Annotated in this window: 9 protein-coding genes; 5 read left to right on the top strand and 4 right to left on the bottom strand. The window is 73.9% G+C overall.

From position 1 onward, the window contains the following. Positions 1-182 precede the first annotated feature (182 nt). The 4 genes from ACIF8T_RS38670 (at position 183) to ACIF8T_RS38655 (ending at position 8,790) form a co-directional block, all read left to right on the top strand. Positions 183-698 (top strand): DUF6912 family protein, encoded by a 516-nt coding sequence (locus tag ACIF8T_RS38670; RefSeq protein WP_400041948.1) that lies wholly within the window; start codon positions 183-185, stop codon positions 696-698. 103 nt (positions 699-801) lie between these two features. After that, positions 802-1,467 carry an HAD family hydrolase gene (locus ACIF8T_RS38665; RefSeq protein ID WP_400041946.1) on the top strand — a complete coding sequence of 222 codons (666 nt, stop codon included), beginning with the start codon at positions 802-804 and terminating at the stop codon, positions 1,465-1,467. Positions 1,468-2,462: 995 nt separating this feature from the next. Beyond that, positions 2,463-7,400: an NAD-glutamate dehydrogenase gene (locus ACIF8T_RS38660; RefSeq protein WP_400041945.1), complete on the top strand. Its 4,938-nt coding sequence runs from the start codon at positions 2,463-2,465 to the stop codon at positions 7,398-7,400. Between the two features lie 85 nt (positions 7,401-7,485). Then, positions 7,486-8,790 carry a hypothetical protein gene (locus ACIF8T_RS38655; protein WP_400041943.1) on the top strand — a complete coding sequence of 435 codons (1,305 nt, stop codon included), beginning with the start codon at positions 7,486-7,488 and terminating at the stop codon, positions 8,788-8,790. A gap of 60 nt (positions 8,791-8,850) precedes the next feature. Here ACIF8T_RS38655 and ACIF8T_RS38650 read toward each other — a convergent pair whose 3' ends face one another. The 4 genes from ACIF8T_RS38650 to ACIF8T_RS38635 all read right to left on the bottom strand — a co-directional run bounded on the left by ACIF8T_RS38650 (position 8,851) and on the right by ACIF8T_RS38635 (position 14,675). After that, positions 8,851-10,518, bottom strand: a complete 1,668-nt coding sequence (locus ACIF8T_RS38650) for a glycosyltransferase (RefSeq protein WP_400041941.1) — start codon at positions 10,516-10,518, stop codon at positions 8,851-8,853. Further along, positions 10,515-12,710: a CDP-glycerol glycerophosphotransferase family protein gene (locus ACIF8T_RS38645; RefSeq protein WP_400041939.1), complete on the bottom strand. Its 2,196-nt coding sequence runs from the start codon at positions 12,708-12,710 to the stop codon at positions 10,515-10,517. The genes ACIF8T_RS38650 and ACIF8T_RS38645 overlap by 4 nt, the downstream gene beginning before the upstream one ends. 122 nt (positions 12,711-12,832) lie before the next feature. Next, a complete protein-coding gene (locus ACIF8T_RS38640; RefSeq protein ID WP_400041937.1) occupies positions 12,833-13,765 on the bottom strand; it encodes an ABC transporter ATP-binding protein in 933 nt (310 codons plus the stop codon). Beyond that, positions 13,758-14,675, bottom strand: a complete 918-nt coding sequence (locus ACIF8T_RS38635) for an ABC transporter permease (protein ID WP_400041935.1) — start codon at positions 14,673-14,675, stop codon at positions 13,758-13,760. Before ACIF8T_RS38635 ends, ACIF8T_RS38640 begins: the two co-directional genes overlap by 8 nt. Before the next feature lie 181 nt (positions 14,676-14,856). Here ACIF8T_RS38635 and ACIF8T_RS38630 point away from each other — a divergent pair, with 181 nt between their 5' ends. Then, positions 14,857-15,483, top strand: coding sequence for a TetR/AcrR family transcriptional regulator (locus tag ACIF8T_RS38630; RefSeq protein ID WP_400041933.1), 627 nt, complete (start codon positions 14,857-14,859; stop codon positions 15,481-15,483). The last annotated feature ends 146 nt before the right edge of the window (positions 15,484-15,629 follow it).

Raw genomic sequence — 15,629 nt, 5'->3', positions numbered from 1 at the left:
GCGGGGAGGCCCGGGACGCCGGGGCGCACCGGGTGGGCGGCCGGCCCGGGACGGACGTCCGGCGGCGGGCGGGCGGGGACCCGAAAGGGGACGCCCGCACGTATCCTGAAGGCCCTCCGGGCAGGGCGGGAGCGCCCTCACCGGGGCTTCCGCGGAGCCCCCGACGACGAAAGCGGCCGATCATGCGCGTCTACGTCCCCCTGACCCTCTCCGGTCTCGCCGAGGCCCACAGGACGGGTGAGCTGGGGGCCGGGCGGCTCGTCGCCTACGCGGTGACGCCCGCGCTGCGCGAGTGGTACCTCTCCGACGACATCGAGGAACTGGAGTACGCCGCGCTGAGCCGGGCCGCGCTGGCCTCGCTGCGGCTGCTGGCGGCCGAGCCCGGGGCGCCGCGGCGCCGGGTCGTGGTGGCCGTGGACGTACCGGACCGCGCGGCGAGCACCGACCCCGACCGGGCGCTGGACCCGGCCGCGCTCGGCGAGGTGCGGGTCGACGGGACCGTGGCGCTGGCCAAGGCGGCCGCGGTGCACGTGGACGCGGCGGACGCCGAGGAGGACGTGGCGGCGGCGGCCGAGGCGCTGCCGGCGGCCGACGGCGGCGACGACGACGCGCAGTTCGTCGTGGACGGGGCCGAGGACCACGAGCTGCTGTGGTACGCCACGCAGGAGATCCCGAACCTGGTGGGCCTCGGCGGCTGAGGCGCCCCGCCCCGGCCCCGCTCCCGCACCGGCCGGACGGTCGGGCACCCCGCGGACCCGCCGCCCTCTTTGTCCGCCCGCGGCGCCGGGTACGTTCTAGGGCATGGGGAAGCTGACTGGGGCGCACATCGTCTGGGACTGGAACGGGACGCTGTTCCACGACATCGACGCGATCATCGGGGCGACGAACGCGGCCTTCGGCGAGCTGGGGCTGGAGCCGCTCACGCTGGAGCAGTACCGGGAGCTGTACTGCGTGCCGGTGCCGAAGTTCTACGAGCGGCTGATGGGGCGGCTGCCGACCGGTGCCGAGTGGGAACTGATGGACGGCGTCTTCCACCGGTACTACGCCGAGCACCGGGTGACCTGCGGGCTCACCGAGGGCGCGGCCGAGCTGCTGGCGGGCTGGCGGTCGGCGGGGCGCAGCCAGTCGATCCTCAGCATGTACGTGCACGAGGAGCTCGTGCCGCTCGTGCGGGGCTTCGGGATCGAGGCGCACTTCGTCCGGGTCGACGGGCGGACCGGGCCGTCCGGGGGCAGCAAGGCGGAGCACATGGTGCGCCACCTGAAAGCGCTCACCGGCGTGGACCCGGAGCGCACGGTGGTGATCGGGGACGCCGCCGACGACGCGCTGGCCGCGCTGCACGTGGGCGCCCGGGCCGTGCTGTACACCGGCGGGTCGCACAGCCGGGCCAGCCTCGAAGGGGTCGGGGCGCCCGTGGTGGACACGCTGGAGGAGGCCGTCGCGGAGGCGGAGCGGCTGGCGGCCTGAGGACGGGGCCGCCCGGAGACTCCCGCCCCGGCCGGCTGTCCGGAGACTCCCGCCCCCGGCCGGCCGCCCGGCGACGGCCCGGCACCCGGACGGCCGCTCGGCACCCGGACGGCGGTCCAGCACCCGGACGGCTGCCCGGCGATCGTCCGACGCCCGGACGGCGGTCCGGTGACCGTCCGACCTCCGACGACGGCGGCCCGGTGGGGCGACGGGAGCCGGGCCGTCCGGGTGGTTCGCGCGGGCGGCCCGCATACGGGCCCGATGCCCGGGTACGCGGGGACGCGGCGGCCGGTCGGGCCGCCCGGACCACGGCCGGCAGAGGGCCGCGGCAGGGTGCGGGGACCCCGGCGGACCCGGACGACGGGTTCGCCGGAGGGTGTGGCGGAAGGACGCGGAGCGTGCGGAGGACACAGCGGGGGCGGGGACGGGGACGCCCGGCGGCACGGCCGCCCGGGGCGGCCACGGCGGAGTCGCGGCGGGGTCCGGCCCCCGGGCGCGGCGGACCCGGAGCACGCGCGTCCGGCGGTCGGCACGGACCGGGCGGGGGCCCACCGTCCGTAAGCGCGCACTGTGCAGAACGTCAAACTTCCACCCCCGGTTTTGTACACATACGGCTCATGACGGGCCCCCTGTAAGGAGCGATAGCCTTGGTGGCGTGATCAGCGCGATAGTTCGCGGGGACGTCACCGTCCCTGCCCTGCGCCCGGAGAGCACGGACGACATCCGTGACCGGGCGGCGGTCGCTGGTCTTCGCGGGCGGGACGGGACGACGAGGTTTCCCGGGGCGCCGAGCACTCCACCGGTCAAGGCGCCGCCGAGAGCGGCGTCACACCCGTCGGTCGGCTCGAAAATGGCTCATACACCCCCGCTCCTCTCACCTCGCGGCATAGCGTCGGAACGGACCGGACACCCCGGGCCAGGGCATGCGGTCGTGAGCGCAGAGACCGAACTTCCTTCTACGTCACGCAACGGCGCGCGACAGGAGCCAGAGGACAATGCAGACCAAGCTGGACGAAGCCAAGGCCGAGCTGCTCGAAAGGGCCGCCCGGGTAGCTGAGAACAGCCCGGTCGGGGGGTACCTACCGACCGGGACGACGAGCGAGGGCACTCCGGAGACCCCGGACAGCGAGTCCGTCCTCGCGTTCCTCCAGCGCTACTACCTGCACACCGCCCCGGAGGACCTGACCGACCGTGACCCGGTCGACGTCTACGGGGCCGCTGTGTCGCACTACCGGCTGGCCGAGAACCGCCCGCAGGGCACGGCCAACGTCCGGGTCCACACCCCGACCGTCGAGGAGAACGGCTGGACGTGCAGCCACTCCGTGGTCGAGGTGGTCACCGACGACATGCCCTTCCTGGTGGACTCCGTCACCAACGAGCTGACGCGGCAGGGGCGCGGCATCCACGTCGTCATCCACCCGCAGTTCGTGGTGCGGCGCGACGTCACCGGCAGGCTCATCGAGGTGCTGCCCACCCGGCCCACCGGCGACCTCCCGCACGACGCGCACGTCGAGTCCTGGATCCACGTCGAGATCGACCGCGAGACCGACCGCGGCGACCTGAAGCAGATCACCGCCGACCTGCTGCGCGTGCTGTCCGACGTCCGCGAGGCCGTCGAGGACTGGGGCAAGATGCGCGAGGCCGCGACCCGGCTGGCGGACGACCTGCCGGACGAGCCCGTCCCCGCCGACCTGCCCGGACCGCAGGTCGAGGAGGCCCGCGAGCTGCTGCGCTGGCTGGCCGACGACCACTTCACCTTCCTCGGCTACCGCGAGTACCAGCTGCGCGACGACGACTCGCTGGCCGCCGTCCCCGGTACCGGCCTCGGCATCCTGCGCTCCGACCCGCACCACGCCGAGGACGAGAACCACCCGGTCAGCCCGTCCTTCGAGCGGCTGCCCGCCGACGCCCGGGCCAAGGCGCGCGAGCACAAGCTGCTCGTGCTGACCAAGGCCAACAGCCGGGCGACCGTGCACCGGCCGTCGTACCTGGACTACATCGGCGTCAAGAAGTTCGACGCGGACGGCAACGTCGTCGGCGAGCGGCGCTTCCTCGGACTGTTCTCCTCCGCCGCCTACACCGAGTCGGTGCGCCGCGTCCCGGTCATCCGGCGCAAGGTCGCGGAGGTCCTGGAGCGGGCCGGTTTCTCGCCCAACAGCCACGACGGCCGCGACCTGCTGCAGATCCTGGAGACCTACCCGCGCGACGAGCTGTTCCAGACGCCCGCCGGTGAACTCCAGGCCATCGTCACGTCCGTGCTGTACCTCCAGGAGCGGCGCCGGCTGCGCCTGTACCTGCGGCAGGACGAGTACGGGCGCTACTACTCCGCCCTCGTCTACCTCCCGCGCGACCGCTACACCACCGGCGTGCGCCTGCGGATCATCGACATCCTCAAGGAGGAACTCGGCGGCACCAGCGTCGACTTCACCGCCTGGAACACCGAGTCGATCCTCTCCCGGCTGCACTTCGTGGTCCGCGTCCCGCAGGGCACCGAACTGCCGCACCTGACCGACAACGACAAGGAGCGGATCGAGACCCGCCTGGTGGAGGCCGCCCGCTCCTGGGCGGACGGCTTCGCCGAGGCGCTCAACGCCGAGCTCGGCGAGGAGCGCACCGCCGAACTGCTGCGCCGGTACGGCAACGCCTTCCCCGAGGGCTACAAGGCCGACCACTCCCCGCGCGCCGCGGTCGCCGACCTGGTCCACCTCGAACAGCTCGACGAGGAGCGCAACTTCGCGCTCAGCCTGTACGAGCCGGTGGGCGCCGCGCCCGAGGAGCGCCGGTTCAAGATCTACCGCCGGGGCGACGCCATCTCCCTGTCGGCGGTGCTGCCGGTCCTCAACCGGCTCGGCGTCGAGGTCGTCGACGAGCGGCCGTACGAACTGCGCTGCGCGGACCGCAGCGTCGCCTGGATCTACGACTTCGGCCTGCGCATGCCCCGTCCCAAGAGCGGCACGGCCGCCTTCGGCGACGACGCCCGCGAGCGGTTCCAGGACGCCTTCGCCGCGACCTGGACCGGCAAGGCGGAGAACGACGGCTTCAACGCCCTCGTGCTCAGCGCCGGGCTGACCTGGCGCCAGGCGATGGTGCTGCGGGCGTACGCCAAGTACCTGCGGCAGGCCGGTTCCACCTTCAGCCAGGACTACATGGAGGACACCCTCCGCAACAACGTCCACACCACCCGGCTGCTCGTCTCCCTGTTCGAGGCGCGGATGTCGCCGGACCGGCAGCGCGCCGGGCACGAGATCGTGGACGCGCTGCTGGAGGAGGTCGACGCGGCCCTGGACCAGGTGGCCTCGCTCGACGAGGACCGGATCCTGCGGTCGTTCCTCACCGTCATCAAGGCGACCCTGCGCACGAACTTCTTCCAGCAGGACGACGGCGGCGCGCCGCACGACTACGTCTCCATGAAGTTCGACCCGCAGGCCATCCCCGACCTGCCCGCGCCCCGCCCGGCGTTCGAGATCTGGGTGTACTCGCCGCGCGTCGAGGGCGTGCACCTGCGCTTCGGCAAGGTCGCGCGCGGCGGCCTGCGCTGGTCCGACCGGCGCGAGGACTTCCGCACCGAGATCCTCGGCCTGGTCAAGGCGCAGATGGTGAAGAACACCGTCATCGTGCCGGTCGGCGCCAAGGGCGGCTTCGTCGCCAAGCAGCTGCCCGACCCGTCCGTGGACCGGGACGCGTGGATGGCGGAGGGCATCGCCAGCTACCGGACGTTCATCTCGGCGCTGCTCGACATCACCGACAACATGGTGGCCGGCGAGGTCGTGCCCCCGGCCGACGTGGTCCGGCACGACGAGGACGACACCTACCTCGTCGTCGCCGCCGACAAGGGCACCGCGACCTTCTCCGACATCGCCAACGAGGTCGCCGAGACGTACCACTTCTGGCTCGGCGACGCCTTCGCCTCCGGCGGCTCGGCCGGCTACGACCACAAGGGCATGGGCATCACCGCCCGCGGCGCCTGGGAGTCCGTCAAGCGGCACTTCCGGGAGCTCGGCGTCGACACCCAGAGCGAGGACTTCACGGTCGTCGGCATCGGCGACATGTCCGGTGACGTGTTCGGCAACGGCATGCTGCTCTCCGAGCACATCCGCCTGGTCGCCGCCTTCGACCACCGGCACATCTTCCTCGACCCGAACCCGGACGCGGCCGTCTCCTACGCCGAGCGCCGCCGCCTGTTCGAGCTGCCCCGCTCGTCGTGGGAGGACTACGACACCGGGCTGCTGTCGGCCGGCGGCGGCGTCTTCCCGCGCACGGCCAAGGCGATCCCCGTCAACGCCCACGTCCGCGAGGCCCTCGGCATCGAGGACAAGGTCACCAAGATGACCCCGGCCGACCTGATGCGGGCCATCCTGCGGGCGCCGGTGGACCTGCTGTGGAACGGCGGCATCGGCACGTACGTCAAGGCGTCCACGGAGTCCCACGGCGACGTCGGCGACAAGGCCAACGACGCCATCCGCGTCGACGGCCGCGACCTGCGCGTCAAGGTCGTCGGCGAGGGCGGCAACCTGGGCCTGACCCAGCTCGGCCGGATCGAGTTCGCGCTGCACGGCGGCCGGATCAACACCGACGCCATCGACAACAGTGCGGGCGTGGACACCTCCGACCACGAGGTGAACATCAAGATCCTGCTCAACGGGCTCGTCGCGGACGGCGACATGACCGTCAAGCAGCGCAACAAGCTGCTCGCCGAGATGACCGACGAGGTCGGCTCCCTGGTGCTGCGCAACAACTACGCGCAGAACACGGCGATCGCCAACGCGCTCGCCCAGTCCAAGGACATGCTCCACGCCCAGCAGCGCTTCATGAAGCACCTGGTGCGCGAGGGCCACCTCGACCGGGCGCTGGAGTTCCTGCCGACCGACCGGCAGATCCGCGAGCGGCTGTCCGCCGGGCAGGGCCTGACCGGCCCGGAGACCGCCGTGCTGCTGGCGTACACGAAGATCACGGTCGCCGAGGAGCTGCTGCACACCTCGCTGCCCGACGACCCCTACCTGCGCGGCCTGCTGCACTGCTACTTCCCGGCCGCGCTGCGCGAGCAGTTCCCCGACCGCATCGACAGCCACCCGCTGCGCCGCGAGATCACCACGACCGTGCTGGTCAACGACACGGTCAACACCGGCGGTACGACGTACCTGCACCGCCTGCGCGAGGAGACCGGCGCCTCCCTGGAGGAGATCGTCCGGGCGCAGACCGCGGCCCGCGCGATCTTCCGCGCCTACCCGGTGTGGGACGCGGTGGAGGAGCTCGACACCGAGGTCGAGGCCGAGGTCCAGACCCGCATCCGGCTGCACTCCCGCCGCCTGGTGGAGCGCGGCACGCGCTGGCTGCTCAACAACCGGCCGCAGCCGCTCCAGCTCGCCGAGACGGTGGAGTTCTTCGCCGAGCGGGTCGAGCAGGTCTGGGGGCAGCTGCCGAAGCTGCTGCGCGGCGCGGACCTGGAGTGGTACCAGCACATCCACGACGAGCTGACGGGCGCCGGCGTGCCGGTCGAACTCGCCACCCGCGTGGCCGGCTTCTCCTCCGCCTTCCCGACGCTCGACATCGTCTCGGTGGCCGACCGCACGGGCAAGGAGCCGCTGGACGTCGCCGAGGTGTACTACGACCTCGCCGACCGGCTGCGCATCACCCAGCTCATGGACCGCATCATCGAGCTGCCCCGCGCGGACCGCTGGCAGTCCATGGCCCGCGCGGCGATCCGTGAGGACCTGTACGCGGCCCACGCGGCGCTCACCGCCGACGTGCTGGCGGTCGGCAACGGCTCGTCCACGCCGGAGCAGCGCTTCAAGCTGTGGGAGCAGAAGAACGCGGCGATCCTGGGCCGGGCCCGCACCACGCTGGAGGAGATCCAGGGCTCGGACGCGTTCGACCTGGCCAACCTGTCGGTGGCGATGCGCACCATGCGCACGCTCCTGAGGACGCATTCGTAGGCCGTCCGTGTGCGAGGGCGCCCCGGGTCGTGACGGCCCGGGGCGCCGTCGTCCCCGCCCGCCGTTTCCGGCTCAGGCTGGTGGGGTGAGCGACGACTTCTGCGAGGACGGGCCGGCACCCGGTGCGCGCCGCCGGCCGCCGCGGGCGCTCCCGGCGCTCGTCGCGGCGGCCTTCGTGCTGCTGCACGTCTTCGGCTACCCGGCGACCCGCTTCTCCAACGACTCCTACCGCTACGCCCGCATGGCGTACGCGTTCCTCGGCGACTCCCGGCAGGAGGCCACCCGCAAGGCCGTCGCCGCCTACTGCGCGGACACGGCCCGGCTCGTGCACCGCGAGCGCCTGCTCGGCCAGCTGACGTTCCGGGAGCCGGGCCGGCGGGCCGCGTACGCGGCGCGCTGCGAGGAGAAGTACGCGGGCGGGCTGGTCCCCACCGACCCGCGCTACGAGCGGATCTTCACCACCCGGCCCGCCTACCCGCTGGCCGCCGCGCCCTTCGTGGCGCTGCTCGGCGCCAAGGCGGGCCTCACGCTGGTCGCGCTCGCCTGCACCGCGCTCGCCGGGTACCTCGTGTTCCTGCTGCTGCGCGCGCTGCGGGCCCCGCCGCCCGCCGCGCTGCTCGGCCAGGTCCTCTGCTACGTGACGCCGCTCGCCGCCTGGGGCGGCCGACCGCTCACCGAGGGACCCGCCCTCGCGGTGCTGACCGCGCTGCTGCTGGCCTCGGTGTGGCTGCTGCGCGGGCGGGTGCTGCCCGGCGCGGTGCTGTTCGCGGCGGCGCTGGGGCTCGGACTCGCCGTCAAGTACTCCACCTTCCTGATGGCGGCCCCGCTGCTGGCGGCCGCCGCCTGCGCCGCGCTGCTCCTCGTCCCCCGCACCCGGCACCGCGGCACCCGGTGGCTGGCCGCGCTGTCGGCCGGCGGCACCCTGGCCGCGCTGGCGCTGAGCAGGGCCCTGCGCCTGCCCGGCCTCACCGACTCGCTCCAGGACACCTTCACCCTGCACTGGACCCGGCCCCGGATCGCCGACCCGTGGCGTGCCCTGGCCCGGCTTAACCTCCACTACTGGTGGCAGTGGCTCCAGCAGGAGGCCCTGGCACCCCTGCTGCTGTTCCTGCTCGCGGTGGGCGCGTGGGGCCTGTGGCGGCGGTCGGTGCCGGTCGCCCTGTGCGTGATCGCCGTGGGCCTGGTCGGGGTCGCCGGCACGGTGGCCCACCCGCTCGCGGTCGAACGGGACCGGCTGTACGTCCCGGTGTGGCTGGTCCCCGTGACCGGTGTGCCGCTGGCCCTGGAACGGCTGTGGTACCGGGCCCGCGGGGGTGCGGCGCGGGGCGACGGGCCCGGGGGCGGGACGCCGGCGGACGCCGAGGGGGAGCGCACGTCGAGCCCGCTGTGAGCGCCGCCGGGCCGCCGGGCCGCGCCCGCCCGCCGGCCCCGGGCACGGCCGCCCGCGGCCCTACCGCAGCAGGCCCGCCACCAGCCGTACCGCCCGCTGCACCCGGGGCCGCGCCACCCGCCGCACCACCGGCCGGATCACCCGTGCCGTCACCCCGACCGGCTCCCACCGCACCTGGAGGCGGCCCGGGCCGTGGCGCTCCGGCTCGACCGTGAGCCGGTGCGGGGACGCCCCGCGGTGGTAGGCGACGCGGGCGGTCAGCGGCGGGACGTCCAGGGGAGCCAGCAGCAGCCCGGTGTGGGCCAGGCCCTGGTGCTCCAGGCGCAGCAGCGGATGGCGTACGCCGTCGAAGCCGTGCAGGGGGAGCGGGGCGGCCGCCAGGTCGAGGCGGACGCGGCCCTCGAAGACCCCGGGGCGCACGGGGGAGAGGCGGAACGGGACCCTCATCCGGCGCCGGCCGGGGGCCAGGAGGAGGGTCGCGCGCCGGGGGCCGACCGGCAGGCGCAGCCCGGGGTCGTACGTGCGGACGGTCAGGTCGACGCAGGCGCCGGACCCGTGCCTGAGGTCCGTGATCTCGTGGCGGAACTGCGCGCTGAAGAACGGGCGGGTGTCCAGCTCCAGGTCGGTGATGTCCAGTTCGCGGCGCGCCCAGGCGTCCGCCGGGACGCGCTCGCCCCAGTACGTCCGGCCCGAGGCGTCCACCGTCACCGTCCGGGGCGCCACGCCGTGGCCCAGGCCCAGCGCCGCCAGCCGCGCCTCCGGCAGGCGGCGGTCGCGCACCAGCTGGACGACGACCCGTTCGGCGCGCGGCAGACGGGCGTACGCGCCGGGGGCCAGGGTGGCGAGGTAGGGGTTCACCAGCTCGGCGAAGGACGCCAGCCAGGCGTCGTCGCGGAACGGCAGGTCCCCGGCGTACATGCGGAAGTCGTGCTTGAGGAACTTGTGGTCCTTGTCCTCGCGCAGCGACTCGTGCCCGCTCTCGGCCAGGAACGCGTCGATGAGGCGCTGGACGTGCACGCGGTCGCGGACGTTGCCGAGCAGGTGCCGCTGGTTGGATATGGACGCCGCGTCCGAGGCGGCGTACGGCGCCACGTACCAGCGGTACACCGGCTCGGGCACGATGGTGAACGCCTTGGCCAGGCAGTACGCCTGCGCCGAGAAGAGCTGGTCCTCGTAGTGGATGCCCTCCGGGAAGCGCAGGCCGTGCCGGTCGAGGAAGGCGCGGGCGTACATCTTGCTGGTCGCCAGGTGCTCGAAGAACAGCCGCGGGTCGGCCTCGATGCCGTCCAGCGTGCGGTGCTCGGCCACCAGGTGCGGCATCCACGTCGAGCGGCGGCCGGTGTCCACCCGGACGCGTTCCACCGCGCCCATCGCGAAGTCGATCTCGCGGGCGCGGTGCGCGGCCAGCAGCGACTCCACGGCCCGCTCCGGGAGTTCGTCGTCGCTGTCGAGGAACATCACGTACGGCGCCCGGGCGATCTCCAGGGCGCGGTTGCGCGGGGCGGAACAGCCGCCGCTGTTCCGCGCCAGCCGCAGCACGCGGACGCGCGGGTCCCGGGCGGCCAGCCGCCGGGCGACCTCGGGGGTCTCGTCCGTGGAGTGGTCGTCGCTGATGACGACCTCGATGTTCTCGTGGGTCTGCCGCAGCACGGAGGCGACCGCGCGGGGGAGGCGCTCGGCGTCGTCGTGGACGATGACCGTGACGGTGACGTCGGGCGTGGTGCTCATGCGGTCGCCTCCTCGGGGGTGGGCGCCGGGGTGCGTTCCTCCAGCGGCAGGACCGGCGGCAGCTCCTCCTCCGGCCGGCCGAGGAAGACCCGGCGTACGACGCGTTCGGCGGCGCGGCCGTCGTCGAACTCGCAGAACCGGCGCCGGAAGACGGCCCGGGCCTTCGCCGCGGACTCGTCGCGCCAGGCGTCGGTGGTGAGCAGCTCGGCCAGCCGCTCCTCGGTGCGGGCGACCGGGCCCGGCGCGTCGGCCATCAGGTCGAAGTAGACGCCCCGGGTGGTGCGGTAGGTCTCCCAGTCGTCGGCGTAGACCACGATCGGGCGGTCGAGGTTGGCGTAGTCGAACATGATCGACGAGTAGTCGGTGACCAGGGCGTCCGCCGCCAGGCAGAGCTCCTCGACCGGGTCGTAGGCGGAGACGTCGACGATCCGGCCGGTGCGGCGCAGCCCCGTCAGCGGGGAGGCCGCGCCGTCGTAGAAGTAGTGGCCGCGCACCAGCAGGACGGTGTCCTCGCCGAGCCGGTCGGCGAGGGCGGCGAGGTCCAGGCGCGGGGTCCAGCCGGCCTCGTAGTCGCGGTGCGTGGGCGCGTACAGGATCGCCCGGCGGCCCGGCGCGATGCCGAGGCGCTCGCGGACCGCGCGGACGTCGGCGGCGCCGGCCGTGTAGTAGACGTCGTTGCGCGGATAGCCGTGGTCGAGGGAGACGAAACGGGCCGGGTAGGCCCGCTGCCACATGCGGGTGGTGTGGCTGTTGGCGGAGACGCTGTAGTCCCACTTGTCGACCCGCTCCAGCAGCGCCTTGAAGTCCAGGCCCTGCGCGGCCGCCGGGAACCGCATCTGGTCCAGGCCCATCCGCTTCAGCGGGGTGCCGTGGTGGGTCTGGACGTGGACGGCGTCCGGGCGTTTGACCACCTCGTTGGGGAAGTTGACGTTGTTGACGAGGTACTTGGCGCTCGCCAGCACCTCCCAGTAGCGGCGGCTGCCGGGCACGACGTGGTCGGTGCCGGGCGGCAGCAGTGCCGCGTTGTCCGCCGTCACCACCCACACCGGGCGGATCTGCGGGGCGAGTTCGGCGAGCTTGGCGGCGATGGCGGCCGGGTTGCAGGCCACGCCCCGGTTCCAGTAGGCGGCGAACACGGCCAGGTGCGGGTCGACCGGGCGGCTCAGCGCCGCGCGGTACCGGTGGTCGCGGAGCAGGGCCCCGGCCTGGCGCCGGCGGGTCCGTACGGCCGTCCGGGCGGCGCGGCGGGCGCGGTTGGCGGCCTGGAAGGCCCGGTACTTGGTGTAGGCGCCCTCCTCGAGCAGGGCGCGGCGGACGCCTTCGGGGCCGGCGGGGCGGCGGTGGCCCTCGGGGCGGCGGCGCACGGCGGCGAGGGAGGCCCGCCGGAAGAACTCCCGGGCCACCGGGTCGGGCATGCCGCCGCGGGCGAAGGTGCGCAGCAGGTCGCGGACCATGACGTCGTAGAGCGCGGCGTGCGCGGCCGGGCGGTCCCGGGTCAGGTCGAGGAGGGTCTCGTAGCGGTCGACGAGGGCGTGGCGCTGCGCGTCGGTGACCGGCGGGAGGCTCGCGGGGCGCAGGCGGCGGTCCTCGTGGGCGACGTGCGGCAGGCAGGCGACGCGGTCGGCCAGCAGCAGGGCCGCGTACGCGGCGAACGGCTCGTCGTCGGTGGCGAACCACTCCTGGTGGGCCCGCCAGAAACCGGCGCGCAGCACGCGGGTGCCGAGCAGCGGGGTCAGGCGCAGCAGCGGCGCGCAGTCGTCGAGGGCGAGGCCGGCGCGGCCCGCGCGGGCGAGCAGCGGCCCGTCCGGGGAGGGCAGGCCGGTGGTGTGCCAGGTGCTGCGGACGTGGTCCACGAGCAGGACGTCGACCGTGTCGGGGAGTTCGGCGGCGCGCCCGGCGACCGTGCGCGGGGCGCCGGCCGGCAGCCCGTCCTTGGCGTGCACGAAGTGCAGCCAGCGGCCGGTGGCCCGCTCCGCCCCGGCCGCCCGGGAGTCCGCGTCGCCGGTGCCGTCCGGCAGCGGCACCACCTGGACGTCCGGCACGTGCCGCTCGGCCGTCTCCCGGGCCCAGTCGCCGACCGCGGCGACGACGACCTCGGCGTCCGGCCGGGGGTGGGCGGCGAGCGAGTCGAGCAGTGCCGTCAGGTGGTCCTGGGTGTTGGGCCCGTGGACGATGACGCTGAGCTCGGGCATCGCGGGCACTCCTTCGTCTCGTCGCTCCAGACGCGCCGTATGCGGTCATAGTGTCATCAATGTGATGAGACGGCCGGTCGGGCTGCGCCCCGCGAGGGACGTGCGGAGGGCTCGCGCAGGACTCAGGAGGCGCCGGCCGGCCGCGCCTCCGCGGGCTCCGGTACGGGCTTCGGTACGGGCCCGGCGGCCGGCTTCGGCGCGGGCTCGGGAGCCGGCTTCGGCGCGGGCTTCGGGGCCGGCTTCGACGCCGGCTTCGGCTTGGCCTTGTCGCCGGTGAACGCCTCGTACTCCTTCATGACCTCCTGCGTCGGCCCGTCCATGCGCAGTTCGCCGCGCTCCAGCCACAGCACCCGGTCGCAGGTGTCGCGGATCGACTTGTTGTTGTGGCTGACCAGGAACACCGTGCCCGCGTGCTTGCGCAGCTCGCGGATGCGGGCCTCGGAGCGCTTCTGGAAGGAGCGGTCGCCGGTGGCGAGCGCCTCGTCGATGAGCAGGACGTCGTGGTCCTTGGCGGCGGCGATGGAGAACCGCAGCCGGGCGGCCATGCCCGAGGAGTAGGTGCGCATCGGCAGGGTGATGAAGTCGCCCTTCTCGTTGATGCCGGAGAAGTCGACGATCTCCTGGTAGCGCGCCCTGATCTGCTCGCGGGACATGCCCATCGCCAGGCCGCCGAGGTGCACGTTGCGCTCGCCGGTCAGGTCGTTCATCAGGGCCGCGTTCACGCCGAGCAGGGAGGGCTGGCCGTGGGTGTAGATGCGGCCGTTCTCCACGGGGAGCAGTCCGGCGACGGCCTTCAGCAGGGTCGACTTGCCGGAGCCGTTGGTGCCGATCAGGCCGATCGCCTCGCCCTTGTACGCGACGAACGACACGTTCCGCACGGCGTGCACCCGGCGCACGCCCGCCGCCTTCTCGGCCTGCTTGCGGCGCAGGATGCGGTTGAGGGCGGCGGTCGCCGAGCCGCGCCCGGCGCCGGTGCCGTTGACCCGGTAGACGATGTCGACGCCGTCGGCGACGACGGTGGGGATCCTGCCGGTGTGCGCGGTGTTGTCAGCCACGGCCGTACGTCTCCTCAGCCTTCCAGAAGTAGATGAAGCCGCCGACGCCGGCGAGCAGCGCCCAGCCGGCGGCGAGCGCCCACACGTGGGCCGGGAGCCGGCTCGCGTCGAAGCTGTCGATCAGGGCGAAGCGCATCAGGTCGATGTAGACCGCGGCCGGGTTGGCCTGGAGCACCGGCCCGACCCAGGACGGCAGGCCCTCGCGGTCGGCGACCAGGTGGTCGATGCTCCACATCACGCCCGAGACGTACATCCAGGTGCGCAGCACGAACGGCATCAGCTGGGCGATGTCCGGGGTCTTGGCGCCCACCCGGGCCAGGACCATCGACACGCCCGCGTTGAAGGTGAACTGGAGCACCAGCACCGGGACCGCCAGCAGCCAGGACGCGGCCGGCGGCACGCCGAAGGCGAGCAGGATGACGACGAGGGCGGCCATCGAGAACAGCAGCTGCTGGAGCTGCTGGAGGCAGAACGACAGCGGCAGCGCGGCGCGCGGGAAGTGCAGGGCCCGCACCAGGCCGAGGTTGCCGGAGATGGCGCGGGTGCCGGCCATGATCGAGCTCTGCGTGAACGTCCAGACGAACACGCCGGTGACCAGGAACGGGACGTAGTCCGGCACGCCCTTCTTGGTCTGGAGCAGCACGCCGAAGATGAAGTAGTAGACCGCCGCGTTCAGCAGCGGGGTCATCACCTGCCAGACCTGGCCGAGCTTCGCCTGGCTGTACTGGGCGGTGAGCTTGGCCGTGGCGAACGCGCCGATGAAGTGGCGCCGCGCCCACAGCCGGCGGACGTACGCGGGCAGGGAGGGCCGGGCGCCGCTGACCGAGAGGCCGTGGCGGGCGGCGAGGGCCGCGAGGTCGCCGTCGGCCGGGACCGTCGTCGGGGGCGGTGTGTCGAGGACCTGGCTCACATCCGCTGCTTTCGCTCAAGGGGGGTGTCCTGCGATGTCGATACGTCAGAACGGGACCGTATCGTCGCGACGGCAGCGTAGGCCGAACGTACGTCGGGACGCAACCGTTTCGGCGTAACGCGGGGAGCGGGGTTTACGTGAGGACGGCACCGTATCGTCGCCGCGCCCTATGCTGGGCGGCATGACGACGAACGCCGACGAGCCGCAGCCGCGTCCGCGCCGCCGGGCCCCCGCGGGGGCGGCCGTGCTGCGGGCGGACGTGACGGAAGCCATCCGGGCGGCCGTCTTCGAGGAACTCGCCGCCGTGGGCTACGCGCGGATGTCCATCGAGGGCATCGCGCGCCGGGCGGGCGTCGGCAAGACCGCCGTCTACCGCCGCTGGCGCTCCAAGCTGCACCTGGTCCTCGACATCGTCTCGGCGCTCGCCGTGCAGGGCCTGCCCGCGCCGGACACCGGCGCGCTGGAGCAGGACCTGCGGCTGCTGTACGAGGTGACCTCCCGCGCGCTGCGCCACCCGGTCGCCTCGCAGGTCATCCCCGACCTCCAGGCCGAGGCGGCCCGCAACCCGGAGATCGCCGAGGCCCTGCGCAAGGCCCTGCGGGAGGGCCAGGACGGGGTCGCCAGCGGCATCGTCGCGGCGGCGGAGCGGCGCGGCGAGGTCCGCGAGGGCATCGACCACGACCTGGCCCTCGACCTGATCTCCGGCCCCCTGTACTGGCGCTCGGTGGTGATCCGCAGCCCCGGGCTGCCCAAGGGCTACCTGGCGGCACTGGCCCGCGCCACGGCGGAGGGGCTCAAGGCGCTCTGAGGGTCGGCCCCGCCCCGCGGGCGGGACGGACGGGCCCGCGCCGGGCGGGCCCTAGGGGCTGTCGTTCGGATCACGCCGCGGACGCGGGGTCCGGCACGCGCGTCCGCGGCGTTGTCGTCGGTCGCCGATGCTCCGCATCGCCGCCC

The organism is Streptomyces sp. NPDC085946, assembly GCF_044540485.1.
In the GTDB taxonomy this organism is placed as follows: domain Bacteria; phylum Actinomycetota; class Actinomycetes; order Streptomycetales; family Streptomycetaceae; genus Streptomyces.
This window is presented reverse-complemented; position numbering and strand designations above follow the sequence as displayed.